We start from the raw sequence: 23,641 nt of genomic DNA, 5'->3' as shown, positions 1-23,641 counted from the left end.
CACATCCTTCGCGCCGCCCGGTTTGCGCTGCTCCCCGACGACGGCTCCGTCGGCCTGCTCCGCCTGGCTGCTGACCTGGCTGGTCACTGAACTGGACCTCCTTCGAGGCGGCTGTCCGGGGCGTGGTCCCCCGGACCATCCCAGGATCAACCCTACGTCGGTTAGGGTCGCCTTCCCGAGGCCATCCACGGATTGGACGACATTTCGAGACGGCCTGTGGCGCTTACGTGTCCTGCTGCGGGCGCTTTCGGGTCGGTACGGCGCTGACGTGGGGCCGTCCTTTCCTCGGATGTCTTCTCCGGTCCTCCCTCCGGGTACCCGTCTTCCACAGAAGCCGGACCGTCTGACGCCCCGCTGACACAGTGTCGTTCGGTCAGGAGTTCAGATAGGTCAGCACGGCCAGAACACGCCGGTGGTCCCCTTCGCTCGGAGCCAGTCCGAGCTTCAGGAAGATGTTGCTGACGTGCTTCTCCACGGCCCCGTCGCTGACCACCAGCTGCTTGGCGATCGCCGAGTTCGTGCGCCCCTCCGCCATCAGTCCGAGCACCTCGCGCTCCCGCGGGGTCAGCCCCGACAGCACGTCCTGCTTGCGGCTGCGGCCGAGCAACTGCGCGACGACCTCGGGATCCAGCGCCGTACCGCCCTCGGCCACCCGCACCACCGCGTCGACGAACTCGCGCACCTCGGCGACGCGGTCCTTGAGCAGATAGCCCACACCCCGGCTGGAGCCGGCCAGCAGCTCGGTGGCGTACCGCTCCTCCACGTACTGCGACAGCACCAGCACCCCGAGCCCGGGATGCGCCTTCCGCAGCCGTACGGCCGCCCGCACGCCCTCGTCGGTGTGCGTCGGCGGCATCCGCACGTCCGCCACCACGACGTCGGGCAGCTCGCCCTGAGCGTCCAGGTCGGCGACGGTCTTCACCAGCGCCTCCGCATCACCGACGCCGGCCACGACGTCATGCCCGCGGTCGGTCAGCAGCCGGGTCAGGCCCTCCCTGAGCAGCACTGAATCCTCGGCGATGACCACCCGCACCCTGTCCTCCACGATCTTCCGGCCCCCCATGCCCGATCCCGCTCCACGACGACTGTCGTCCGTACGGGGGCAAGCATTCCAGCATTCGCCATGTGCTGCCCGCGGATACCGCGCGGGGAGAGGCCGATCCTGCTGCGGGAACGGGATCCGGAGGAGCCGGCCGGGGGCCCGGTGGACGGCCGTCAGCGGTCGTCCACCGGTGGGCGGTGTCCGGCCGTCGGTGTCCTCGGAGGCGCTCCGGCGGACCGCGGACTTCGGGAGGGCCCGGGCTCACTGGCCGTCCGGAGGCTCTGCGGCCCGCGGAGGGCTCGGACCTCTGCGCGCGCGTCGCACGGCGCGGCGCGCATCCGGTGTCAGGCGCGCCAGGGCAGTTCCGCGATCACCCGGGTCGGGCCGTCGGCCGGGGAGTCCACCACGAGCACGCCGTCCACCGCCTCCAGGCGTCCGGCGAGACCCGCAAGCCCCGAGCCGCGCGAGACGTCCGCACCGCCCACACCGTCGTCGATGACCTGCACCATCAGCCGGTCCTCCGTGCGCCACACGTCGACGGACGCCGACCGGGCCCGGCTGTGCTTGCTGATGTTCTGCAGGAGTTCACAGACCGTGAAGTAGGCGATGCCCTCGATGGCCGGCGCCGGGCGGGCCGGCAGATCGACGTCGACCCGCACCGGCACGGTGCAGCGGGAGGCGACCGCGGACAGGGCGGCGTCCAGGCCCCGGTCGGTCAGTACGGCCGGGTGGATGCCGCGGGCGAGATCGCGCAGCTCCTGCAGCGCCGTCTTCACCTCGCCGTGCGCCTCCTCCACCATCCGTGCCGCCGCCCGCGGATCCTCCCGGAGCTTCTCCTTCGCCAGGCCCAGATCCATGGCCAGGCTGACCAGCCGGGCCTGCGCCCCGTCGTGCAGGTCCCGCTCGATGCGCCGCAGGTCGGCGGCGGCCGTGTCGACCACGACCCCCCGGTCCGACTCCAGCTCCACCACCCGCTCCGACAGCGGCGACGGCCCCAGCAGGCCGCGCACCAGCAACCCGTCCACCGTCGTCAGGGCCCGTACGATCCACGGCGTGACCAGCGTGAAGACCAGCCCGACCAGTGCGGTCACGGTGATCTCGAAGGGGTTGTCGAGACAGACGCTGTGGTGCTCGTCGCCGTACAGCTGGATGCCGCCCTGGCCGGCGAACGCCGGGAAGACCCAGAACCACATCGGGTACGTCAGCAGCGCCCAGCCCGTCGTCCACAGGCTCACCACCACCGAGAACGAGAACACCGCCCAGGGGAGCTGCACCAGCGCGTACAGCAGGTTCCGCCACGAGGTGCCGCTCCCCAGCACCGCGCTGATCCAGGCCAGCGGCCCCGGCTTGCGCGTCCGCAGCGGCTCCGGCTCGGCCACGTCCAGGCGCAGCAGGCCACGCGCCCGCGCTCGTTCCAGCGCCGCGAACCCGCGGCAGCCGGCCAGCGCCGCCGCGAGCACCGGGACGCCGAGGAAGGTCACCAGCAGGCCCGCGCCGAGCGATGCCATGGTCACCGTCCAGGTGAACAGCGTGATCGAGATCGGCAGGCTCAGCAGGACATAGCCGAATTCGCGCCAACTGCGCGCCTCGAAGGGCGCCCGCAGTGCGGCGGGCAGCCGATGACGGGGGCCGGCGGACTCCTCGTCCTCCTGCCCGTACCCGTAGTACCCGTCTCCGTACTCCGTGGCCATCGATCCCGTCCCGTTCCCCTCGTCCCAGCGGCGCTTCAGCCGTGTCTCCAGGGTCGTCCGGCGGGGTCTGCCGGGCCATGGAGTCCGTCGGCGTCTTGGAGCGGGGGTTTTCCCCACCCTTGCCTTCGGCGGCCGGGCCCCCTTGCCGGTGTGGTCGGCCTTCGCGGCCGCCGTGCGTGATCCCCGCAGGGGTTCTGCTGCGGCACCGTGGGGGCGCGCACAGTGCCCCGCGCCCTCGGGGACTGCAGCCGCCGTACCCGGACGCGGGTCCCGCGCTACTCCCCCCGGTCCCGCCACGGCAGTTCCGCCGTGACCACCGTGGGGCCGCCCGGCGGCGAGTCGAGGACGAACAGGCCGTCCACCGCGCCCAGGCGGTCCGCGAGACCGCGCATGCCGGTGCCGCCCTCGAGGCGGGCGCCACCGCGGCCGTCGTCCCGCACCTGGATGAGCAGCCGGTCCTCCGTGCGCCACACGTCGACGGACGCCGACCGGGCCCGGCTGTGCTTGCTGATGTTCTGCAGGAGTTCACAGACCGTGAAGTAGGCGATGCCCTCGATGGCCGGGGCCGGGCGGTCCGGCAGGTCCACGGTCACCTTCACCGGCACCGTGCAGCAGGTGGCGACCGAGGACAGGGCCGCGTCCAGGCCGCGGTCAGTGAGCACGGCGGGGTGGATGCCGCGGGCGAGATCGCGCAGCTCCTGGAGGGCCACCTTCACCTCGCCGTGCGCCTCCTCGACCATCGCCGCCGCCGAGTCCGGGTCCTCCAGCAGCTTCTCCTTGGCCAGACCGAGCCCCATCGCCAGGTTGACCAGCCGGGCCTGCGCCCCGTCGTGCAGGTCCCGCTCGATGCGCCGCAGGTCGGCGGCGGCCGTGTCGACCACGACCCCCCGGTCCGACTCCAGCTCGGCGATGCGGCGCTCCAGCTCGTCCGACGGCGACAGCAGGCCGCGCACCAGGAAGCGGTCCGCGTTCGCCAGGCCCCGCGCGAGGTACGGCAGCACGGGCCACAGCACGAACAGCGAGGTCAGCACCGTGCAGAAGGTGAGAATGCCCCAGGGCAGCCGGATCAGGTCGTACAGCAGCGTCCGCCAGCCCACCGGATCCTTCAGCGCCATCCACAACCGCTGCGCCGGCCCGCCGGTCCTCGCGAACGGCAGCGGTGTCGGCTCCTCCACCTGCACCCCGAGCAGCCACCGGGCGCGGGCGCGTTCCAGCTTCCCCAGTTGGCGGGCGCCCAGCAGGCTCAGCGCGAGCAGCGGCAGGCCGACGACGGTGATCGTCAGGGACCCGCCGACGGACACCGCGGTGATCGCGTAGACGAAGCCGAACACCGTCACCGGCAGGTTCAGCAGGAGATGAAGGATCTCCTTCCACGTGTGCGCGTCGTACGCGGGCCGGATCGGAGGCAGCAGGTCGGTGCCGTCGGCCCGGTCGACGGCGGAGCTGGTAGCGGTCATACCGGCCAGCCTGCCGTGCTCGGGGCTCCCTGCGCCATGCGGTACGCCGCCCTCCGTCGGCGGGGGAAAACCCCACCCCGCCCCGGCCGTGTTTCCTGTGCCGCCCGTCTCATGATGTGTCTCATGGCGCGACTGGCTGCTTACCGGCTCTTTATCAGGGCCTAGACTCCCGTGCGTACAGATCGTCGCATCACATGCATCGCAGGATTCGTCAGATCACGAGGTCAGGGAGCGAGGGACGGACGGTGCGGGAGACGTTGGGGGGCTCGACGGCCGCCGCGGCACACGTCATCGCGGCCGGCTACTTCCGGTCCTACTCGGTCGTGGGCCTGCTCGCCCTCGTCGGCGTGCTGTTCGTCGCGGTCGCCTTCGGTGCGGGCCGGCTGCTGCGCCCGGTCGTGCCGACCCCCGAGAAACTGCTGACCTACGAGTGCGGCGTCGACCCCGTCGGCGAGGGTTGGGCCCACACCCAGGTCCGCTACTACGTCTACGCCTTCCTGTACGTGATCTTCGCGGTCGACTCGATCTTCCTGTTCCCCTGGGCGACGGTCTTCGCCGCCCCCGGCTACGGCGCGACGACGCTCGTGGAGATGTTCCTCTTCCTCGGCTTCCTCGCCGTGGGCCTGCTGTACGCATACAAGAAGGGCGTCCTGGCATGGACGTGACCCCCGAGCCCGTGTACCTGCCGGAGCCGAAGCGGCTGGGCGCCCTGGCCCGCCTGGCCCCCGAGCCGATGAAGGTGATCCTGAACTGGGGCCGCCGCTACTCGCTCTGGGTCTTCAACTTCGGCCTCGCCTGCTGCGCGATCGAGTTCATCGCCGCGTCGATGGCCCGCCACGACTTCATCCGCCTCGGCGTGATCCCGTTCGCGCCGGGCCCCCGCCAGGCCGACCTGATGGTGGTCTCGGGCACGGTCACCGACAAGATGGCCCCGGCCGTGAAGCGCCTGTACGAGCAGATGCCCGAACCGAAGTACGTCATCTCGTTCGGCGCCTGCTCCAACTGCGGCGGCCCCTACTGGGACTCCTACTCCGTGACCAAGGGCGTCGACCAGATCATCCCCGTGGACGTGTACGTCCCCGGCTGCCCGCCGCGCCCCGAGGCGCTGCTCCAGGGCATTCTCAAGCTCCAGGAGAAGATCGCCCGCGAGTCGCTGGGGGAGCGGTACGGCGAAGCCCGCCCGTCCGCCGCCGCCCTCACCAGCGACCTGGTGAAGCCGCCGGCCCCGGCCGGTGAGGAGGGCGCCCGATGACCACGATCGGCTGGCTGCCCGCCCCGGTCGAGGACCTGTTCGGTACGGACGCGACGGCCGAGGAGGCGTACGACCTGCTGACGGTGGACGTGCCCGCGGCCTCCTGGCTCACCGCCCTGGAGACGGCCCGTACGACCCTGGGCTGCACCTACTTCGACTGGCTGAGCGCGGTCGACGAACCGGGCACGGGCTTTCGTGTGTCCGCGCACGTCGTCGCTCTCTCGCCGGTCCGCCGGCTCCTCGTCCGTACGACCGTGCCGCACGGGGCGCCGGTACTGCCGTCCGCCGTCGGCGTCTACGCGGGCGCCGCGTGGCACGAGCGCGAGACCCACGAGATGTTCGGTGTCCGCTTCGAGGGTCACCCCGGTCTGGAACACCTTCTCCTCCCCGAGAACTTCGAGGGCCATCCCCTCCGCAAGGACTTCGTCCTCGCCGCCCGCGTGGCCAAGGCGTGGCCCGGCGCGAAGGAGCCCGGCGAGTCCGAGCACGGCGGGCCCAAGCGCCGCCAGATGCTGCCCCCGGGCGTGCCGGACCCCAACGAGTGGGGTCCTCTCAAGGGCCAGCTCCCCCCTGCCCCGGCCCGCCCCGCGCGCGGTGCGGGCCGCGCGGCGGGCGAACGCCCGGCGCGCGCGGGCGCGGCCGGTGAGCGCCCCGTACGGCGCACCCGAACGGCGGCGGAGGGGTCCGCGAGCCAGACGGCCGGTGCGGGCGAGCCCGCGGCCGGCGCGGCTGCCGGTGCCACCGGGGCAGCCGGTGTCCGTCCGCGCCGGATGCGCAGCGCGAGCGCGGGCTCGGTGAGCCAGACCCCGGCGCGGGCCGCGACCGAGGACCAGGCGGGCGCGCCCGCGCCGGAAGGCCCGGCCGCCGGGGCTTCCGTGGCACACGAGCCCGCCCCGGCACCGGCCTCCCGCCCGCGTCGCGTCCGCAGCGCCTCCGAGGGCTCGGCATCCCAGCGGACCGAGCCCCAGGCCACTCAGGCGCGGTCGCAGGCCCAGGCCGGGGACCAGACACCGCCGCGGACACCGTCGGACCCGAACACGCCGCCCCGCCGCACCACCGCCCGCCGCAGCTCGGACGCTCCCTGGCACCACGCCCGCCCGACCTTCGACGAGCCGGAGCCGGAGACGGAATCGATGCAGGGGACGCAGCCGGCATCGGCGCCCGAGCCGAGGACGGCGCCTGAGCCGGAGCCCGAGCAGGCACCCGAGCCGCAGGACGCGCCGGAGCCGCAGCGCGAGAAGCCGGGGCCGAAGCCGGAACCGGAGCGGGCGCGAGAGCCCGGTCCTGAGCCGGAGGGGCGCCGACCGGGCACCGAGCCGACACCGGTGCCGCAGGCCGAGCCCGAGCGGCCGCGCGAGCAGCAGGAGCCGGCGAGCGGGCGACCGGAGCCGCAGCGTGAGGAGCCGGAAACCTCGCGTGGGTTCCCGGGGGAGTCCACCCCCGACAACCCGGCCCCCGACCCCGGTGACCCCGACCCCGACGACCCGGACGACCCGGACGACCCCACAGGAGGCACGCAGTGAACGGCGCGCTGGACGTCGCCCTGCGACTCCTGGTCGTGTTCGTCGTCTTCCTCACCTTCCCGCTGATCGTGGGCCAGACCGAGCACAAGGTGATGGCCCACATGCAGGGCCGCCTCGGCCCGATGTACGCGGGCGGCTTCCACGGCTGGGCCCAGCTCATCGCGGACGGTGTGAAGTTCGCGCAGAAGGAGGACGTGGTCCCGGCCGGTGCCGACCGCCGCGTCTTCCAGCTCGCCCCCGCCGTGGCCCTGCTTCCGTACCTCCTCGTGCTGCTCGCCATCCCGATCGGCCCGAGCGAGGGTGCCGTCGGCCAGGCCGTGGACGCGGGCGTGTTCTTCGTGCTCGCCGTGATGGGTGTCGGCGTGCTCGGCTCGCTCATGGCCGGCTGGGCCAGCGCGAACAAGTTCTCCCTGCTCGGCGGCCTGCGCACGGCTGCCCAGCTGCTCGCCTACGAACTCCCGATGCTGCTCGCCGCGGCCTCGGTCGCCATGGCGGCGGGTACCGTCTCCCTGCCCGGCATCCTGCAGGCCTTCCACTGGTGGTGGGTGCCGTGGCAGATCGTCGGCGCGGTCGTCTTCTTCGTGGCCGGACTCGCCGAGCTGCAACGCCCGCCGTTCGACATGCCGGTCGCCGACTCGGAGATCATCTTCGGCGCGTACACCGAGTACACGGGCCTGCGTTTCGCCCTCTTCCTCCTCGCCGAGTACGCGGGCATCGTCGTCCTGTGCGGCCTGACCACCGTCCTCTTCCTGGGCGGCTGGCACGGCCCCTGGGGCCACGACGGTCTGGGCTGGCTGTGGACCCTGCTGAAGACCGCGATCCTCGCCTTCCTCGTCATCTGGCTCCGCGTCACCTACCCGCGACTGCGCGAGGACCAGCTCCAGAGGCTTTCCTGGACCCTCCTCGTCCCCCTCTCCCTCGCCCAGATCGCCCTCACCGGCATCGTCAAGGTGGTGATCAGCTAGCCATGTCCGCCATCCCCGGCTCCGGCCTCGCCAAGGGCCTGGCCGTCACCCTCCGCACGATGACCCGGAAGACGGTCACCGAGCAGTACCCCGACGTCCAGCCCGAACTGCCGCCCCGCACACGCGGTGTGATCGGCCTGTTCGAGGAGAACTGCACGGTCTGCATGCTCTGCGCCCGTGAGTGCCCGGACTGGTGCATCTACATCGACTCCCACAAGGAGACCGTCCCGCCGGCCACCCCGGGTGGCCGCGAGCGCAGCCGCAACGTCCTCGACCGGTTCGCCATCGACTTCTCCCTGTGCATGTACTGCGGCATCTGCATCGAGGTCTGTCCTTTCGACGCGCTGTTCTGGTCCCCGGAGTTCGAGTACGCCGAGACCGACATCCGCGACCTCACCCACGAACGGGACAGGCTCCGTGAGTGGATGTGGACCGTCCCGGCCCCGCCGGCTCTCGACCCCGCCGCCGAGGAGCCGAAGGAGATCGCCGCCGCCCGCAAGACCGCCGAGAAGCTGGCGGCCGCGCAGATCGAGCCGCAGGACCCGCAGGGAGGCGCGTCGTGAGCCCCGCCGCAGCCGTCGGCCTCGCCCCGGTCGTGAGCCTCGCCGACGTCGGGCACACCACCCTGTCGGCCGCCGCCCACCCGGGCTTTCTGTCCCCGGCCGGCGTCGAGATCGCCTTCCTCCTGGTCGGCCTGGTCACCTTCGGCGCCGCGCTGGTCACCGTCACCACCCGCCAGCTGGTGCACGCCGCACTGTGGCTGGTGGTCGCGCTCGGCGGCCTCGCCGTGGAGTACCTGCTGCTCACGGCGGAGTTCATCGCCTGGGTGCAGGTCCTGATCTACGTCGGTTCCGTCGTCGTCCTCCTCCTGTTCGGTCTCATGCTCACGAAAGCCCCCATCGGCCGCTCACCGGACGCCGACTCCGGCAACCGCTGGGCCGCCCTGACCGTCGCGGTCGCCGCCGCCGTCGCCCTGGTCTGGGTGGTCGTCGACGCCTTCCGCACCACCTGGGTCGACCTGAGCGGACCGGCCGCCGGCTCCACCCGGGTCACCGGCCAGAGCCTGTTCCGGAACTGGGTACTGCCCTTCGAGGCCCTGTCCGTGCTGCTCCTCGCGGCGCTGGTCGGCGCGATCGTCCTGTCCCGCAGGGCGAAGGCGGAGCCGAGCTCTCCTCCTGTGAACTCCCGGCCGGTCACCGGGAGTTCCCCTTCCGCCACGGATTCCGGAATTCACCCGGTCGAGCAGGAAGGCGCCCGCTGATGCACCTCGCCTACCCCGCCGTGCTCTCCGCGCTCCTCTTCTGCACCGGCCTGTACGGCGTCCTCGCCCGCCGCAACGCGATCCTGGTCCTGATGTCGGTCGAGCTGATGCTCAACGCCGTCAACCTCAACCTCGTCGCCTTCGACGTCTGGCTCAGCCGGGCCGCGAAGGAGACCCTGCACTCCGGCCAGGCGCTGACCCTGTTCACCATCGCCATCGCCGCGGCCGAGATCGGCATCGGTCTGGCCATCGTGCTCGCCGTCCACCGCAACCGCGGCACCTCCGACATCGACAGGCTCCGCGACACCGCAGAGGGCCCCGGCACCGAGGGACCGGGCTCCTCGGCGGCCGAGAAGGCTGAGGCCACCGCGTGACCACGACCACCCTCGCCGTTCTCGTCCCCCTCCTGCCGTTCCTCGGTGCCGCGGCCGGACTGCTGCTCGGCCGCACCGCGCCCCGGTTCCTCCGCCCGCTCGCCGTGCTGCCGCCGCTGGCCTCGCTCGTCCTGGCCGCGCTCGTCGCCGCACGCCAGGGCGGCGGCCAGGCCGTGGACGGCCACACCGAACTGACGCCCACCGGCTCGGTCCCGGTCGAACTGGCGCTGCACATCGACGGCTTCGCCGCGCTCGTCGCGATCCTGGTCGCCTTCGTCGCGGCCTGCGTGCAGATCTACTCCACGGGCTATCTGCGCGACGACCCGCGCTATCCCTCCTACGCCGCCCTCGTCTCCCTGTTCACCTCCGCGATGCTGCTGGTCGTCTACTCCGGCGACCTGATCGTGCTGCTGGTCGGCTGGGAAGTCATGGGCATCTGCTCCTACTTCCTGGTCGGTCACTACTGGGAGACCCCCGAGGCCCGCGCCGCGTCCCTGAAGGCCTTCCTGGTCACCAAGCTCGGTGACGTGCCGTTCCTCATCGGCCTGTTCGCGCTCGCCGGCGACACCGGGTCCTTCCGCATCACCCGCGTCCTCGGCGCCGTCGAGAGCGGCAGCCTGCACCATCCGACGGTGATCGCCCTGCTGCTCCTCGCGGGCGTCGCGGGCAAGTCGGCGCAGTTCCCGCTGCACACCTGGCTCCCGGACGCGATGGCGGGCCCCACACCCGTCTCGGCGCTGATCCACGCCGCGACGATGGTCGCCGCCGGTGTCTACTTCATTGCCCGTCTCCTCCCCGTCTTCGAGACCTCCCGGGCCGTGATGATCGTCCTCGCCGTCATGGCCGCCGTCACGATGGCCGGCTCGGCGCTCGCCGCGCTCGCCCAGGACGACATCAAGCGCGTCCTCGCCTACTCGACCATCGGCCAGCTCGGCTACATGACCGGCGCCCTGGCCGTCGGCGACCGCGATGCCGCCGTCTTCCACCTCCTGTCCCACGGCGCCTTCAAGGCGCTGTTGTTCCTCGCGGCCGGGGTGATCATCCACGCCGCCGGCACCAACTCCCTGGCCGCGATGTCACGCATGCACGGCCTGCGCGACCGTGTCCCGGACGCCTACTGGACGATGACCGTGGCTCTGCTCGCGCTCGCCGCGATCCCGCCGTTCAGCGGCTTCTTCTCCAAGGAGTCCGTCCTCGGCGCCGCCGAGCAGGTGGTCGACGGCCACACCGACCACGTGCCCGGCGCGGCGGGCTGGATCGTCCTCGTCGCCGGCCTGCTCGCCGCACTCCTCACCGCCGCCTACGCGGCCCGGCTGTGGCTGCTGGCGTTCCGCGGCCGGGGTGCCGAGGTCCCCGACCACGGCCGTCAGCCGCTGACGATGACCGTGGTCCTGTGGGTCCTCGCCGTGCCCTCCCTGGCCTTCGGCGGGCTCACCTACCGCGCGCTGCCCGGCTGGTTCGACGGCCGTGACCTGACCCCCTCGCTGCTCACCTCCATCCTGGGCACCGGCCTCGCCCTGGTCGGCGGCCTGCTCACCCACGGTGCCTGGCAACGCACCACCCAACTCGCCGCCCGGGTGCCGCTGGGCGCGGTCGCCGCTCACCCGGAGGAGGACGCCGGGCTCGTCGAGGCCGAGGCCATCGCCACCCACGAGCCCGCCTACGGCGACATCGCCTACGCGTCCGACCCGGCGGACCCGGCGCGGCTGCTGCTCGGCCCGCTGCGCCGCCACGCGGCCGCCGGCTTCCACCTCGACGCCGTGTACGCGGCGCTGTTCGTCCGCCCGGTCGAGGCCGGAGCGTGTCTCGTCCGGTTCCTCGACCGCGAGGTCGTCGACACCTACGTACGCGGCGCGGCCGCCCTGCCCCGGCTGCTCGGGGCCGCCGTACGGCGTGCGCAGACCGGCAATGTGCAGACCTATGTGAGCGCGCTGCTCGCCGGCACCGTCGTCCTGGCGGTCGCCGTCGTCCTCGTCGCCACGGGAGCGTGAGCAGGCGTGATCGATATCAACGAGTCCGTGATGCAGTTCCTTCTTGCGTTCGTCGTCGTCGGCCCGCTCCTCGGCGCCGTCGCCGCCCTCCTCCCGGCCCCGCCCGGACTGAAGGGGAAGTCGCCCGGGCAGGCCGTGCTGCGGCACGGCGTGACCGTGACCGGCGCGATCCTCGTCGCCGCGATCGTCCTCGCGCTCGGCTTCGACCACGGCCATCCGTCGAGGATGCAGGCCACGACCGACATCAGCTGGATTCCCGCGCTCGACGTGCGGATCCACCTCGGCATCGACGGCATCTCCCTCCCCCTCGTCGTCCTGACCGCGCTGCTGACCTTCCTCTGCGCGCTGTACTCCTACTTCAACCCGCCCGCGGGCGGTTCCCCCAAGGCGTTCGTCGCGCTGCTGCTCCTGCTCGAGTCCGGCACCCTCGCGACCTTCGCCGTCCTCGACCTGCTGCTGTTCTTCCTCGCGTTCGAGACGGTGCTCATCCCGATGTACTTCCTCATCGCCCGCTGGGGCGGCGAGGGCCGGACCCGGGCGGCGTGGAAGTTCATCCTGTTCACGCTGCTCGGCTCCGTCGTCATGCTGCTCGGCCTGCTCCTGATCGGGATCAAGGCGGGCACGTTCGACATGGTGGCACTCGCCACTGACAACGGCCGGTCGCTGACCGCGTCCGTGCAGGTCATCGCGGTTCTGGCGATCGGGATCGGGCTCGCGGTGAAGTCGCCGATGTGGCCGCTGCACAGCTGGCTGCCCGACGCCCACACCGCCGCCCCGACCGTCGGCTCGGTCCTGCTGGCCGGTGTCCTCCTCAAGATGGGCACGTACGGGTTCGTCCGGATCCTGCTGCCGGTGGCGCCGCACGGCCTGCACACCTTCGCGCCGTACCTCGCCGCGTTCGCCGTGGCCGGGATCATCTACGGGTCGCTCGCCTGCCTGGCCCTCGCCAAGCGGGGCGCGAAGGGCGATCTCAAGCGACTGATCGCCTATTCCTCCGTCGGTCACATGGGCTTCGTCCTGCTGGGCATCGCCACCATGACGCCGACCGGCGTCAACGGCGCCCTGTTCGCCAACATCGCCCACGGCCTGATCACCGGCCTGCTGTTCTTCCTGGTCGGCGGGCTGAAGGACCGCACGGGCACGACCGACCTGGACACCCTGGCCGAGGAGACCGGTCTCGCCCTGTACGGCAAGGCGCCGCGCCTGGGCGGCCTGCTCGCCTTCGGTGCCGTCGCCTCGCTCGGGCTGCCCGGCCTCGCCGGGTTCTGGGGCGAGATGCTGGCCCTGTTCGGGGCGTTCAGGCCCGCCGCCGGCCTGAGCCGGCCGGCCTTCCTCACCTTCATGGCGATCGGTGCGTTCGGCACCCTGCTGACGGCCGCGTACATGCTGATCGTGGTCCGCCGCGTCTGCATGGGCGGCGGCGTCGAGCAGAAGGTTCCCAGGCTCGCCGACGTGCACGGCTACGAGTTCGCCGCCTGGACCCCGCTCGTCGCCCTCACCGTGGTCGCCGGGCTGTGGCCGAGGGCGCTGCTCGGTCTGACCGACCCGGCCGTGCACCAGCTCCTCGCAGGAGGCACCCGATGAGCGCCCAGCCCCTCGCCGAGTCGCTGGTGCAGTCCGTCGACTGGCTCGCCGTCGCCCCGCCGGCCATCGCCGCCGCGGTCGGACTCGTCGTCCTGGTCACCGATCTGTTCCTGCCCGAGGCCCGCAAGCCCGTCCTGGGCCGGATCTCCGTCGCCGGACTGGCCGTGGCCGCGCTGATGCTGCTGCCGCTCCTCGACGGCGACCACAGCACCTTCTGCGTGCCGGGCGCCACACGCGCGTGCAGCTACACCGCCGACCACTTCACACTCGTCATCCAGTTCCTCGTCCTCGGCGGCGCGCTGCTCGCGGCGCTGCTGTCCGTGCCGAACCTCGAGGACGACCGGCGGCGGGTGCCGCCGGGGGAGTTCTGGTTCCTGCTGCTTTCCTCCGCGGCCGGCGCGGCCCTGCTGCCCGCATCCCGCGACCTGGCCACCCTGATCGTCGCCCTGGAGGTCGCCTCCCTGCCCGCCTTCGCCCTCGTCGGCATCCGGCACGGCGACAAGCGGTCCTCCGAGGCCGCCCTGAAGTTCTTCCTGTCCTCGGTGACGGCCACGGCGGTCAGCCTCATGGGCGTCAGCTTCGTCTACGCCTCCACCGGCACCCTGTACCTCACCCAGGTCGCCCAGCGCCTGCCCCACGTCGGCGGCCAGCTCCACACGCTCGCCCAGGCCGGCGTCGTCCTCACCCTGATCGGCTTCGCCTTCAAGACGGCCGCCGTCCCCTTCCACTTCTGGGTGCCGGACACCTACGTCGGCGCGCCGCTGCCCGTCGCCGCGTACCTCTCGGTCGTCGGCAAGGCGGTCGGCTTCTCCGGGCTGATCCTCGTCACCGTCGTGGCGTTCCCGTCGTACGCCGACGTCTGGGGCCCCGCGCTCGCCGTCCTGGCCGCGCTCACCATGACGGTCGGCAACGTCGGCGCCCTGCGTCAGCAGGCCACGCGCGCGTACAGCGCCGTACGGCTGCTCGCCTGGTCCTCCGTCGGGCAGGCCGGCTACCTGCTGGTGCCGATCGCCGCCGCCGGGTACGCCAAGGACCCGCAGAAGGCGATCGGCTCCACGGTGGCCTATGCGCTGATGTACGGCGCCGTGAACCTCGGCGCGTTCGCGGTGGCCGCAGTGGTGGGCCCCAGCCGGCCCCTTAACCGCGTGGCCGACTACCGCGGGCTCTACGCCACCAATCCGCTCACCGCGCTGCTGCTGGCGTTCTTCCTGCTGTGCCTGGCCGGGCTGCCGCCGGGCGTCATCGGGCTGTTCGCCAAGGTCATCGTGTTCTCCTCGGCCGTGGACGCGGGTCTCGGCTGGCTCGCCGTCGTCATGGCCGTCAACGTGGTGATCGCCCTTTTCTACTACCTGCAGTGGACGGCCCTGCTGTTCCGGGCGCCGGAGGGCGAGCCCGCCCGGCACCGCGTCCCGGCCCCCCTCACCGCGGCCCTCGCCCTCACCGGCGTACTCGGCGTCGCCCTGTCCGGAGCGCCCCAGCTGGTCCTCCGCTTCGCCGCCACCGGACTGTTCTGAGCCCGGCCACACGCGCGTGAGCCACCCGTGGCCTGCACACGCGCGTGGCCGCACGCGTCCCCTCACCCCGCCGAAGCGCCCCGTCACCCGTACGGCCCCGGCGCGCGGCCGCACCCACCAGGGAACTCGCGGCCGCCGCCTGACGTTGTCACAAGCGGGAGGGTCCACTGGACCAAAGTGTTCCCCAGCTGCACGACTTGGAGGGCGCACGGTGCACCGCCGGCACAACGGGCTCAGGACCGCAGTACTCCTCGGGGGACTGTCCGCACTCATCATCGTCATCGGCAGCTTCTTCGGCCGCGCCGGCCTGGTCGTGGCGGTCCTCATCGCCCTGGGCACGAACGCGTACGCGTACTGGAACAGCGACAAGCTGGCGCTCCGCGCGATGCGAGCCCGCCCGGTCAGCGAGTTCGAGGCGCCGGAGCTGTACCGGATGGTGCGCGAGCTGTCCACGCAGGCCCGCCAGCCCATGCCCCGCCTGTACATCTCACCCACCGAGGCCCCGAACGCCTTCGCCACGGGCCGCAACCCGCGCAACGCCGCGGTGTGCTGCACCGAGGGCATCCTGCGCCTGCTGGACCAGCGCGAGCTGCGCGGCGTCATCGGCCATGAGCTCAGCCACGTCTACAACCGGGACATCCTGATCTCCTCGGTGGCCGGCGCGCTCGCCTCGGTGATCATGTTCCTGGTGAACTTCGCCTGGCTCATCCCGGTCGGCCGCTCGGACGACGACGACGGCCCGGGCCTGCTCGGCATGCTCCTGATCATGATCCTCGGCCCGCTCGCCGCCACGCTCATCCAGCTGGCCGTCAGCCGCTCCCGCGAGTACGAGGCCGACGCCTCCGGCGCCCAGCTCACCGGTGACCCGCTCGCCCTCGCCGGTGCCCTGCGCAAGCTGGAGACCGGCACCCAGCAGCTTCCGCTGCCGCCCGAGCCACAGATCCAGACCGCCGGCCACATGATGATCGCGAACCCGTTCCGCGCCGGTCAGGGCATGACCAGGCTGTTCTCGACGCACCCGCCGATGGCGGACCGCATCGCCCGGCTCGAGAACATGGCGGGCCGACGGTACTGAGGCGCGACCACGTGGCCACCGGAGCGGCTCAGCGGCCGCCGAAGCCCTGGTCCGTGGCCACGATCTCGCGGCCCAGCGGCATGAGCGAGACGGGGATGAGCTTCAGGTTCGCCCACCCGAAGGGGATCCCGATGATCGACAGGAACAGCGGGATGCTCGTGATCAGGTGACCCAGCGCCAGCCACCAGCCCGCGAAGATCAGCCAGATCACGTTCCCGATGAACGATCCGGCCCCGGCGCCCGGCCGCTCCACAGCGGTCCGGCCGAACGGCCACAGGACGAACCCCGCGATGCGCAGCGACGCGATGCCGAACGGGATGGTGATGATGAGGACGAAGCAGACCAGAGCGGCGATCAGGTAGCCGATCGCCATCCAGAGGCCGCAGCACACGAGCCACAGGATGTTGAGCAGCAGGTTGAACACCTTCATGATCGGTACCTCTCGGATCGCACGTCGGCATGCCTGCTGCCATCAGTATCAGCCGATCATTCGTTCGCGCGGAACCGCACCGGTCCTGTAGCACGATCGGGAACGTCCCGGGACGAACCGGCCGCACCACGCCCGACGCGCCTGCGCCCCCGCAGCCGACGCGGCGTCACGTACCGCGCGGCCGGGCCCGGTGTCGTGCGCCGAAGGCCGCCATGCCTACGGCGAGCACGGCCGCGCCCACGGCCACCGAGACGGCGGGCAGCGCGAACGCCGGCGGGGCGCGGCCCAGCAGGCCCACCACGGGTACCGCACGGGCCGGCGGGCCCGGATCCAGCGTCCAGGCCGAGGCGTTGGCGACGGCGCGGCAGACGAGCACCCCGAAGGAGGAGAAGCCGATCGCGCCGCGCACGTCGCCCGTCGCGGCCGGCACGGCGACCACCGCGCCCACGGCCGGCTCCACCCGGTGCGCCACCCGGAAACGTGGGTGGACGACCGCCGGCGCCCCCGGCAGATGTCCGCCCCGGGCCACGGCGAGCGTCGTACGGGACCCGGCCGGGATCAGCGCGAGCAGCGAGCCGAGCGCCGCCACCGCCGCCCCACCTGCACCACGGGGCACGAGCCCCGGAACGCCGGTCGCCCGCACCGCGTCGGCCGGTGGAGCCGCATTCCGGTACCGGACGGCGTCATGCGGCGCACCGTACCGAGTACGGCAACCGTGGGGTGGACTCGGGACGTCCTCTTCATGGGAACACGTGCGCGGACGGCGGGTCCTCACCGGATTCTCGGACGCCGGACAGTGCAGACACAGCGCGGAAGGGCAGGTTCACGGCATGGGCATCATCGCTTGGATCATCCTCGGACTGCTGGCCGGAGCCATCGCCAAGGTCCTCCTGCCGGGCCGCGACCCCGGCGGTTTCATCGGCACGACCCTGATCGGCATCGCGGGCGCGTTCGTCGGCGGCTGGATATCGGCCCGCCTGCTGCACCACCCGATCAGCAAGAGCTTCTACGACGGCGCCACCTGGGTCGCGGCCATCGGTGGTTCGCTGGTGCTGCTGATCGTCTACCGCATCCTGTTCGGCAACTCACGCGACTGAGCGCGGCGTCGGCGGCGCGGAGGCGCCGGCCGTAGGGAAGGGTGGACACCGCTCGGGCGCCCACCCTTCCTGCCGCTCGGTGATGTCCCGCCGGTGCCTGCCGGTCCTACCGGTAGTTCACGAACTGCAGCGCGAAGTCGAAGTCCTTGCCCTTCAGCAGCGCGATCACGGCCTGCAGGTCGTCACGGCTCTTGGAGGAGACGCGCAGTTCGTCGCCCTGCACCTGGGCCTTGACGCCCTTCGGACCCTCGTCGCGGATGATCTTCGCCACCTTCTTCGCGTTCTCCTGGGAGATGCCCTCCTCGATCGACGCGAAGATCTTGTACTCCTTGCCGGACAGCTGGGGCTCGCCCGCCTCCAGCGCCTTCAGCGAGACACCGCGCTTGATCAGCTTGGACTGGAAGACGTCGAGGACAGCCTTCACCCGGTCCTCGGAGTTCGCCTCCATGAGGATCTTGTCACCGGACCACGAGATCGAGGCACCCACGCCCTTGAAGTCGTAGCGCTGCGAGATCTCCTTGGCGGCCTGGTTGAGGGCGTTGTCGACCTCCTGCCGCTCGACCTTCGAGACGATGTCGAAACTGGAGTCGGCCATGTCCTGTGGCTCCTTGTATCGGGGTGCGTATCGGGTGCATGTCGGGTGCTGCCGGCGTGCGCGGCGGCGGCCACGGGGCCCGGTGTCGTACCGGGCCGCATCCGCACCAGCCTAGTGCCCCAACAGGCGACGTCCGCCCCGTCGCGACGCCCGGCACGCACGCTCGCCCCACCGACCGAAAGCCCACGTACGTCCAGTACGAGGGCCTCCGGCCGGCACGCCGACAGCACGCACCGGACGCCGCTCCTTGCCGGGCAATCGTTTGCCTGCCGGGGCACCAGCCACCTCGGGAGCCGAGGAGTGGAGATCAACCGGGTGGCGAAGCACCCCCCTGTATCGGGTATTGTTTACGTCGTCGCCAGGGAGCGCCGCCGAAGAGCGGTCGGAACTGGTCGTCAACCCGGCGGTGTGCCCGAGCGGCCAAAGGGAGCAGACTGTAAATCTGCCGGCTCAGCCTTCCCAGGTTCGAATCCTGGCGCCGCCACACGGGAACGAGAGCCCCGTGACCTGCGAGAACAGCAGGTCACGGGGTTCTCGTCGTGTATCCGGACCGCAGCGGCTGACCCCGCCACGGTCCGCAGCCGCTTCCGGCTCGGGCTCGCCACCGTACGCGGCCTGCTGCTCGACCTGCTCGCCACGGGCTACCGCGCCGACGTCGACGCGGCGATGGAGGAGTTCCTCCGGCTGTACTGCGGCCCGGAGTGACACGGCGGTCGATCCGGCCGGCGTGATACGGCCGTGTCTGCTCGCTCGTCCGTGCGGTCCCGCCCCGCTGTCCGCCCGCCTGGCGTGCCCTTCCGTCCGGCTGTCCGTCCGCCTCACCGTTTACGTCCGCCGGCCGTCCCACCCGCCGGGCCGGCGCGCTCGGTCGGCCGGCGGGACGGGCCGTCAGTGGAACGTGGCGGCCATGCCGGCCTCGTAGTGGCCGGCGGGCTGCCGGGCGATGACGTTGCCGCGGTTGAAGGCGTTGATCACGGCGATCTGGACCACCAGGTCGGCGAGTTGGTCCTCGTCGTAGTACTTGGCCGCGTTCGCCCAGACCTCGTCCGGGACGCCGCCGGCCGCGTCGGCGATCCGGGTGCCCTGCTCCGCCAGCTCCAGCGCGGCCCGCTCGGCGTCCGTGAAGACCGTGGCCTCCCGCCAGGCGGCGACCAGGTGGAGGCGTACGGCGGACTCCCCGGCCGCGGTGGCTTCCTTGGTGTGCATGTCGATGCATCCGGCACAGCCGTTGATCTGGCTGGCACGCAGCATCACCAGTTCGCGCGTCGAGGCCGGCACCGTCGACTCCGAGAGCGCCCTGCCGGCGGCGATGATGTGCTTCATGGCCTTCGCGGCGACCGGGCCGGCCATGACGTTCAAACGAGCTTGCACGGTGTCCTCCTGTGGGTTGTCGTCTGTGTACGCCCTCTTGGACAGATCGGCCCCGCGCGCTGTGACGGGGGGTGGCTGTGACCTGCGTCTCGGGGGTGCCGTCGAGGTCGGGGGTTTCGCGGCTGTCACCGGCGCAGGTCGGCGACCGGTCGGGCTCCGGTGGCCCCGGGCGACCCGCTCGCCTTCGGCGTCACGGGACACACAGGACAGGCACATCCCGCTGCTCGCGCTTTCACGTCTCTTCACTAGAATCGAACGTGTGAACGAAGACCGTCCGCTGACGCGTCTCGACATGCTGCGTTTCGCCCGCCGCGTCGTCGAACATCAGGCCGCGCGGCAGCTCGCCCTGATGGACCGGTGGATCGCGGACGAGGAACGCCGGGAGGCCGAACGGCAGCGCCGCCTCGCCCCCCGGCAGGCCACCGTGGAGTGGCTGCTCGAGCGCGGCCTGAACGGGCGCAGCACGGTGTACGTCCATGTCGGCGGCTGTACGGGCGCCGGCGGACGTGCCAAGGCGGTCGGTCGGGATCAGGCCGTACGCGCGCTGACGGAAGGAGGTGTCGCCGCGTGCCCGCTGTGCCGCCCCGACACCGCGCTGGGGATTCTGGAATGACCGGTCCGGGTGCGTGCCCGGCCGGTCCGGACGATGCTGGAGCCATGGCCGGGAAGCGACCCATCATCGTGCACCTGCCGTCCCCGACCGGCGGCCGCCGGGTCCGGGTGGACGGCGAGATCCTCGGCCTGGCGCACAACGTGGGGGACCTGGTGGAGTTCCTGCGCCGCGCGGGCCTGGAGATCGAGCCGGAGCAGGTGGCCGACTCGCCGCTGATCGACTGGCGCGGGGTGGGCCCCGACCGCTGGGAAGCCGAGACGCGTACCTGAGACGGAAACCGGGCCCCGCTCCTCGGGACACCGGTGTCGTCTCCGCCTTCGTGCGGGCACACTGACGGCATGTCCTCCCGACGCGGAACCTGCCCGGTGTGCCACCGCGACATCGCCGTCGTCGCGGGCCGTTTCGCGCGGCACGACCCGCCCGGGGCCCGGGAGAACAGCGAACTCGTCTCCTGCTCCGGCTCGCGGCGGCAGGCACAACTCGGTGCTGCCCAGTCCGCGTCGGACGGATACGCCGTACCGGAGTTTCCGGGGCAACTGCGACTGTTCTGAATCTCGGGGCGGCTCGCGGGCCGACGCGGGGCGGAGGGGCGGTGCGGCGGGCTCGGTGGCGGGTACGACCGTTCAACGGCCGGTGGTCCGCCTCAGTTCCCGGCCACCGCCTTGACCGCGACCGACACCGGCGTCGAACCGCTGATCAGCTCCAGGGTCAGGCCGGTCGTCGCCGGGGTGTCCACCAACTCCGCCAGCACGGCCGCCACGTCGTCCCGGGGGACCGCGCCGCGCCCGGTGTGCGCCTCCAGCCGGACCAGACCGGTACCCGCGTCGTTCGTCAGCGAGCCGGGGCGCAGGATCGTCCAGTCCAAAGCCTCCTGGCGGGCGATGTACGCGTCCGCCTCGCCCTTGGCACGCAGGTACACGTCGAAGACGTCGTCCCCCTGGTGCGCGGGATCCGCGCCCATCGAGGAGACGACCAGGAAGCGGCGCACGCGCGCGCGTACGGCCGCGTCCGCGAACAGGACAGCCGCGCCCCTGTCCACCGTCTCCTTGCGGCCGGCACCGCTGCCCGGGCCGGCGCCGGCCGCGAAGACCGCGGCGTCGGCGCCCTGCAGGTGCGCCGCGACCTCCTCCACCGAGGCGGACTCCAGGTCGAGGAGCACCGGTTCGGCACCGGCCGCCCGCAGATCGTCGCCCTGCTCCGACGTGCGGATGATCCCCGCGACCTCCTCCCCGCGCGCGGAGAGCAGGCGCTCCAGGCGCAGTGCGACCTGACCATGACCACCAGCGATGACAATGCGCATGATTCCGACCGTACGCCGGAAGAGGCGCATCCGCCGCACGAGTTGACCGGCGTGGTCCCGCCGCGCCGGGGCTCGTGCCGGCCCGCAGGCGCTGGGCGTGTGCGGGCATGTACCGGGGTGCGCGGGCGTATCCGGTCTCCGGGAAACCGCACGGTCAGCACGGCGTGCACGGGCACGCGCGGGGCGTGTCTTGCGGGCATGCGCCTGGCGTACGTCTTCGGGCGTGCGGCCCGGTACGGAGCGTGCATCCCCGACCGCGCCCGGCGAGCGCCTGTGGCATGTGCTCGGCGCCGGCCGCCTGACCGCGGCCTCGGCGTGCGTGACGGTTGCGGCAGCCCCCGGACAGACACCCCCAGGGTTCACAGCGAGTCCCCTCACGACAGCTCGCCCCGCCCCTGCCGTGGCAGTCCGAGCTCCGTCGTGGCCGCCGAGTCGCAGTACTCGCGTACCGCGCTCGTGCGGGCCACCACCCGGCCCCGGTGCACCACGATCCGGCTGTAGGCCAGGGACAGCGCGCCGGCCAGGCGGTCGCCGCGTACGGCGAGGAGGTCGGCGGGGAAACCCGCCTCCACGCGTACCTCCGGCAGGCCCAGCACCGCACGGGCCGACGTGCTGACGGTGTCGTACGCCTCCTGCGGGCGCAGGCCGTGGGCGGTGGCGAGGAGGTAGGCCGCCTCCAGAGGGTCGCCGCGGCCGACCGGGTTGGAGAGGTCGCGCACGGCGCCGCTCCCCGCCGACACACGCACCCCGGCCGCGCGCAGCAGCCGTACCGGAGCGGCGCCCCGGTGACCGGCGCCGCAGCAGCGGCCCTGGGGCAGGCACACGACCGTCACGCCGGCCGCCGCGAGCCGGTCGGCGGCGCGCGCGGCGGCCTCGGTGGGGAGGCGGGCGAGACCGGCGCACGGACCGATCGTGACGCCGGGGCGCAAGCCCCCGGCCATGGCCGCGAGCCGTGACAGCCGGCCGGGGTCGGAGGCGTCCGTGTGCAGATCCACCGGGCAGCCGTGCTCGGAGGCCACCTCCAGGACCGTCTCCACATAACCCGTGGGGTCGGGGTCCAGGTCCGGGCAGCCGCCCACCACGGAGGCGCCCATCCTGACCGCGTCGCGGAGCATCGCCAGCCCGTCGGCCCCGGCCAGGCCGGTCAGCAGCCGGGGCATCGCCACCGCCGTCAGTTCCGCCAGCCCCCGCAGCGAGCGGCGCGCCCGCAGCACGGCGCTCAGCGCGCCGAGTCCCTGCACGTCGCCCACGCGCACGTGCGCACGTACCGCCGTCGCCCCGTGCCCGAGTTGCAGCAGAGCCGCCTCCGTCGCCCGGCGCTGGACGTCCTCCGGCGCGTACGGGACCGGGCCGGGGTGCTCGGCGGAGAGCGCGGTGTCGCCGTGGGCGTGCGGTTCGGCCGGGGCCGGCAGGAGGAGGTAGCCGCTGAGGTCCACGCGCGCTCCACGCGTCCGGGCCGGACCCGGTGCCAGGCTGCCGGCCGTGCCCACCGCCTCGATGCGCCCGCCGTCCAGCCGCACGTCCACGGTCCGGCCGTCGGTCAGCCGCGCCCCGCACAGCAGCAGGGAGCCTGGGCCGGACCGGCCCGAAGGGCCCGAGGAGTCCGACGGCGGAGGGGGCTGCGGCTGGCTGTCGGGCATCGCGCTCCAGGAATGGGGGCCGGTGGTTCGGGCTGGCCCGCGTGGAACCGGGGGCCGGCCCCCAAGATCACGCAGAGCGGGTCGAGCCTAGGGCGGCTCGCCGAGCCCGGTTGCCCAGGAGCGCAATAGTCGTACCGGTGGGTCCGCCCATGGCAGTACACGTATCGCCCACGCGCGTGGTCCGCGCCCGTCACCCGGTGTCGCCCCGCGCGCTGCCTCTGCTCGCCTCCGGCGGGGTCCCGCGGCCCACGGGGCCGCCGTGCGGCCCGTGACGGGGGCCGTGACAGACCACCGGATACGGATTTGGGTGAACGGCGGCGGACCGTGTAATGTCTTCATCGCTCGCCCCAATAGCTCAGTCGGCAGAGCGTCTCCATGGTAAGGAGAAGGTCAACGGTTCGATTCCGTTTTGGGGCTCTGGTGTGGGAGGTTCTCGTCGAAAGGCGGGGCCCGATCGCATCGCAGCGGTGTAGCTCAGTCGGTAGAGCAAGCGGCTCATAATCGCTGTGTCACCGGTTCAAGTCCGGTCACCGCTACTGACAGTAGCCGATTGCGGGGTCGGTCCTTCGATCGGCTACTCTTTCTTGCGTTGAATTAGTCCACTGTTCGTCTTAGGAGCACTCACGTGGCTGCCACCGACGTCCGCCCGAAGATCACGCTGGCCTGCGTGGAGTGCAAGGAGCGGAACTACATCACCAAGAAGAACCGGCGTAACAACCCGGACCGTCTTGAGATGAAGAAGCACTGCCCGCGCTGCAACGCGCACACCGCGCACCGCGAAACGCGCTGACCAGGGTTCACCAGGCTCGTACGCGAGGCCGTCCCCTCCCGAGGGGGCGGCCTCGCGGCGTTTCCCCGCTTCACAC

Annotated in this window: 24 protein-coding genes, 3 tRNA genes and 1 pseudogene; 19 read left to right on the top strand and 9 right to left on the bottom strand. The window is 72.3% G+C overall.

Annotation, left to right across the window (positions count from 1 at the left end; all coding sequences use genetic code 11):
* Nucleotides 1–373: 373 nt before the first annotated feature.
* The 3 genes from AC5WRT_RS04555 to AC5WRT_RS04545 form a co-directional block, all read right to left on the bottom strand.
* On the bottom strand, nucleotides 374–1,063 hold the full coding sequence (locus AC5WRT_RS04555) for a LuxR C-terminal-related transcriptional regulator (protein WP_496093076.1): 690 nt from the start codon (nucleotides 1,061–1,063) through the stop codon (nucleotides 374–376).
* Between the two features lie 323 nt (nucleotides 1,064–1,386).
* Nucleotides 1,387–2,733, bottom strand: coding sequence for a sensor histidine kinase (locus AC5WRT_RS04550; protein WP_496099937.1), 1,347 nt, complete (start codon nucleotides 2,731–2,733; stop codon nucleotides 1,387–1,389).
* A gap of 275 nt (nucleotides 2,734–3,008) precedes the next feature.
* Entirely contained in the window at nucleotides 3,009–4,190 is a 1,182-nt protein-coding gene (locus AC5WRT_RS04545; RefSeq protein ID WP_496099936.1) for a sensor histidine kinase, read from the bottom strand.
* Nucleotides 4,191–4,435: 245 nt separating this feature from the next.
* On the opposite strand from AC5WRT_RS04545, the gene AC5WRT_RS04540 reads away from it, so the two are divergent.
* The 11 genes from AC5WRT_RS04540 to htpX all read left to right on the top strand — a co-directional run bounded on the left by AC5WRT_RS04540 (nucleotide 4,436) and on the right by htpX (nucleotide 15,729).
* Nucleotides 4,436–4,855, top strand: coding sequence for an NADH-quinone oxidoreductase subunit A (locus tag AC5WRT_RS04540; protein WP_496093073.1), 420 nt, complete (start codon nucleotides 4,436–4,438; stop codon nucleotides 4,853–4,855).
* On the top strand, nucleotides 4,846–5,442 hold the full coding sequence (locus AC5WRT_RS04535) for an NADH-quinone oxidoreductase subunit B (protein ID WP_496093072.1): 597 nt from the start codon (nucleotides 4,846–4,848) through the stop codon (nucleotides 5,440–5,442). Before AC5WRT_RS04540 ends, AC5WRT_RS04535 begins: the two co-directional genes overlap by 10 nt.
* Nucleotides 5,439–6,965: an NADH-quinone oxidoreductase subunit C gene (locus tag AC5WRT_RS04530; RefSeq protein ID WP_496093071.1), complete on the top strand. Its 1,527-nt coding sequence runs from the start codon at nucleotides 5,439–5,441 to the stop codon at nucleotides 6,963–6,965. The genes AC5WRT_RS04535 and AC5WRT_RS04530 overlap by 4 nt, the downstream gene beginning before the upstream one ends.
* Nucleotides 6,962–7,930 (top strand): complex I subunit 1/NuoH family protein, encoded by a 969-nt coding sequence (locus AC5WRT_RS04525; protein ID WP_496093070.1) that lies wholly within the window; start codon nucleotides 6,962–6,964, stop codon nucleotides 7,928–7,930. Before AC5WRT_RS04530 ends, AC5WRT_RS04525 begins: the two co-directional genes overlap by 4 nt.
* Nucleotides 7,931–7,932: 2 nt before the next feature.
* Nucleotides 7,933–8,493, top strand: coding sequence for a NuoI/complex I 23 kDa subunit family protein (locus AC5WRT_RS04520; RefSeq protein ID WP_496093069.1), 561 nt, complete (start codon nucleotides 7,933–7,935; stop codon nucleotides 8,491–8,493).
* Nucleotides 8,494–8,525: 32 nt separating this feature from the next.
* Nucleotides 8,526–9,191 carry an NADH-quinone oxidoreductase subunit J family protein gene (locus AC5WRT_RS04515; RefSeq protein WP_496093088.1) on the top strand — a complete coding sequence of 222 codons (666 nt, stop codon included), beginning with the start codon at nucleotides 8,526–8,528 and terminating at the stop codon, nucleotides 9,189–9,191.
* Nucleotides 9,191–9,565 carry an NADH-quinone oxidoreductase subunit NuoK gene (nuoK, locus tag AC5WRT_RS04510; RefSeq protein WP_496093068.1) on the top strand — a complete coding sequence of 125 codons (375 nt, stop codon included), beginning with the start codon at nucleotides 9,191–9,193 and terminating at the stop codon, nucleotides 9,563–9,565. The genes AC5WRT_RS04515 and nuoK overlap by 1 nt, the downstream gene beginning before the upstream one ends.
* Nucleotides 9,562–11,556, top strand: a complete 1,995-nt coding sequence (locus AC5WRT_RS04505; RefSeq protein ID WP_496093067.1) for an NADH-quinone oxidoreductase subunit 5 family protein — start codon at nucleotides 9,562–9,564, stop codon at nucleotides 11,554–11,556. Before nuoK ends, AC5WRT_RS04505 begins: the two co-directional genes overlap by 4 nt.
* A gap of 6 nt (nucleotides 11,557–11,562) precedes the next feature.
* Nucleotides 11,563–13,140: an NADH-quinone oxidoreductase subunit M gene (locus AC5WRT_RS04500; RefSeq protein ID WP_496099935.1), complete on the top strand. Its 1,578-nt coding sequence runs from the start codon at nucleotides 11,563–11,565 to the stop codon at nucleotides 13,138–13,140.
* Nucleotides 13,137–14,654 carry an NADH-quinone oxidoreductase subunit N gene (locus AC5WRT_RS04495; protein WP_496093065.1) on the top strand — a complete coding sequence of 506 codons (1,518 nt, stop codon included), beginning with the start codon at nucleotides 13,137–13,139 and terminating at the stop codon, nucleotides 14,652–14,654. Before AC5WRT_RS04500 ends, AC5WRT_RS04495 begins: the two co-directional genes overlap by 4 nt.
* Nucleotides 14,655–14,865: 211 nt before the next feature.
* Nucleotides 14,866–15,729 (top strand): zinc metalloprotease HtpX, encoded by an 864-nt coding sequence (gene htpX, locus AC5WRT_RS04490; RefSeq protein ID WP_496093064.1) that lies wholly within the window; start codon nucleotides 14,866–14,868, stop codon nucleotides 15,727–15,729.
* Between the two features lie 28 nt (nucleotides 15,730–15,757).
* Here the strand turns inward: htpX and AC5WRT_RS04485 are convergent, their stop codons facing one another.
* Complete coding sequence (locus AC5WRT_RS04485) at nucleotides 15,758–16,159, bottom strand: YccF domain-containing protein (protein ID WP_496093063.1); 402 nt, start codon at nucleotides 16,157–16,159, stop codon at nucleotides 15,758–15,760.
* 166 nt (nucleotides 16,160–16,325) lie between these two features.
* A pseudogene (locus AC5WRT_RS04480) lies at nucleotides 16,326–16,823 on the bottom strand (amino acid permease); the annotation flags it as partial.
* 166 nt (nucleotides 16,824–16,989) lie between these two features.
* Between AC5WRT_RS04480 and AC5WRT_RS04475 the strand changes: the two are divergent.
* Nucleotides 16,990–17,256: a GlsB/YeaQ/YmgE family stress response membrane protein gene (locus AC5WRT_RS04475; protein ID WP_496093062.1), complete on the top strand. Its 267-nt coding sequence runs from the start codon at nucleotides 16,990–16,992 to the stop codon at nucleotides 17,254–17,256.
* A gap of 106 nt (nucleotides 17,257–17,362) precedes the next feature.
* Here AC5WRT_RS04475 and AC5WRT_RS04470 read toward each other — a convergent pair whose 3' ends face one another.
* Nucleotides 17,363–17,851 (bottom strand): YajQ family cyclic di-GMP-binding protein, encoded by a 489-nt coding sequence (locus AC5WRT_RS04470; protein WP_496093061.1) that lies wholly within the window; start codon nucleotides 17,849–17,851, stop codon nucleotides 17,363–17,365.
* 402 nt (nucleotides 17,852–18,253) lie between these two features.
* Between AC5WRT_RS04470 and AC5WRT_RS04465 the strand changes: the two genes are divergently transcribed.
* Nucleotides 18,254–18,335: transfer RNA gene (locus AC5WRT_RS04465), tRNA-Tyr, on the top strand.
* A gap of 404 nt (nucleotides 18,336–18,739) precedes the next feature.
* Here AC5WRT_RS04465 and AC5WRT_RS04460 read toward each other — a convergent pair.
* A complete protein-coding gene (locus tag AC5WRT_RS04460) occupies nucleotides 18,740–19,222 on the bottom strand; it encodes a carboxymuconolactone decarboxylase family protein (RefSeq protein ID WP_496093060.1) in 483 nt (160 codons plus the stop codon).
* Nucleotides 19,223–19,481: 259 nt separating this feature from the next.
* On the opposite strand from AC5WRT_RS04460, the gene AC5WRT_RS04455 reads away from it, so the two are divergent.
* The 3 genes from AC5WRT_RS04455 to AC5WRT_RS04445 all read left to right on the top strand — a co-directional run bounded on the left by AC5WRT_RS04455 (nucleotide 19,482) and on the right by AC5WRT_RS04445 (nucleotide 20,386).
* Nucleotides 19,482–19,835: a DUF6233 domain-containing protein gene (locus tag AC5WRT_RS04455; RefSeq protein ID WP_496093059.1), complete on the top strand. Its 354-nt coding sequence runs from the start codon at nucleotides 19,482–19,484 to the stop codon at nucleotides 19,833–19,835.
* 44 nt (nucleotides 19,836–19,879) lie between these two features.
* The gene (locus AC5WRT_RS04450; RefSeq protein ID WP_351612174.1) at nucleotides 19,880–20,104 is read left to right on the top strand and encodes a hypothetical protein; all 225 of its coding nucleotides are present in this window, start codon (nucleotides 19,880–19,882) and stop codon (nucleotides 20,102–20,104) included.
* A 69-nt stretch (nucleotides 20,105–20,173) separates the two neighbouring features.
* Nucleotides 20,174–20,386 (top strand): hypothetical protein, encoded by a 213-nt coding sequence (locus AC5WRT_RS04445; RefSeq protein ID WP_496093058.1) that lies wholly within the window; start codon nucleotides 20,174–20,176, stop codon nucleotides 20,384–20,386.
* A 92-nt stretch (nucleotides 20,387–20,478) separates the two neighbouring features.
* Here the strand turns inward: AC5WRT_RS04445 and AC5WRT_RS04440 are convergent, their stop codons facing one another.
* Together AC5WRT_RS04440 and AC5WRT_RS04435 are read right to left on the bottom strand one after the other, a co-directional pair.
* The gene (locus AC5WRT_RS04440) at nucleotides 20,479–21,135 is read right to left on the bottom strand and encodes an SDR family oxidoreductase (RefSeq protein ID WP_496093057.1); all 657 of its coding nucleotides are present in this window, start codon (nucleotides 21,133–21,135) and stop codon (nucleotides 20,479–20,481) included.
* 374 nt (nucleotides 21,136–21,509) lie between these two features.
* A complete protein-coding gene (locus AC5WRT_RS04435) occupies nucleotides 21,510–22,775 on the bottom strand; it encodes an amidohydrolase family protein (RefSeq protein WP_496093056.1) in 1,266 nt (421 codons plus the stop codon).
* A gap of 344 nt (nucleotides 22,776–23,119) precedes the next feature.
* Between AC5WRT_RS04435 and AC5WRT_RS04430 the strand changes: the two genes are divergently transcribed.
* The 3 genes from AC5WRT_RS04430 (at nucleotide 23,120) to rpmG (ending at nucleotide 23,565) form a co-directional block, all read left to right on the top strand.
* A tRNA-Thr gene (locus AC5WRT_RS04430) sits at nucleotides 23,120–23,192 on the top strand.
* Nucleotides 23,193–23,238: 46 nt separating this feature from the next.
* Nucleotides 23,239–23,311: transfer RNA gene (locus AC5WRT_RS04425), tRNA-Met, on the top strand.
* 89 nt (nucleotides 23,312–23,400) lie between these two features.
* The gene (rpmG, locus tag AC5WRT_RS04420) at nucleotides 23,401–23,565 is read left to right on the top strand and encodes a 50S ribosomal protein L33 (protein ID WP_003948671.1); all 165 of its coding nucleotides are present in this window, start codon (nucleotides 23,401–23,403) and stop codon (nucleotides 23,563–23,565) included.
* Nucleotides 23,566–23,641 lie beyond the last annotated feature (76 nt).

The organism is Streptomyces sp. NTD91 (assembly GCF_059510455.1).
The sequence above is the reverse complement of the archived record's forward strand: the minus strand, read 5'-3'. Positions and strand labels throughout refer to the sequence as shown.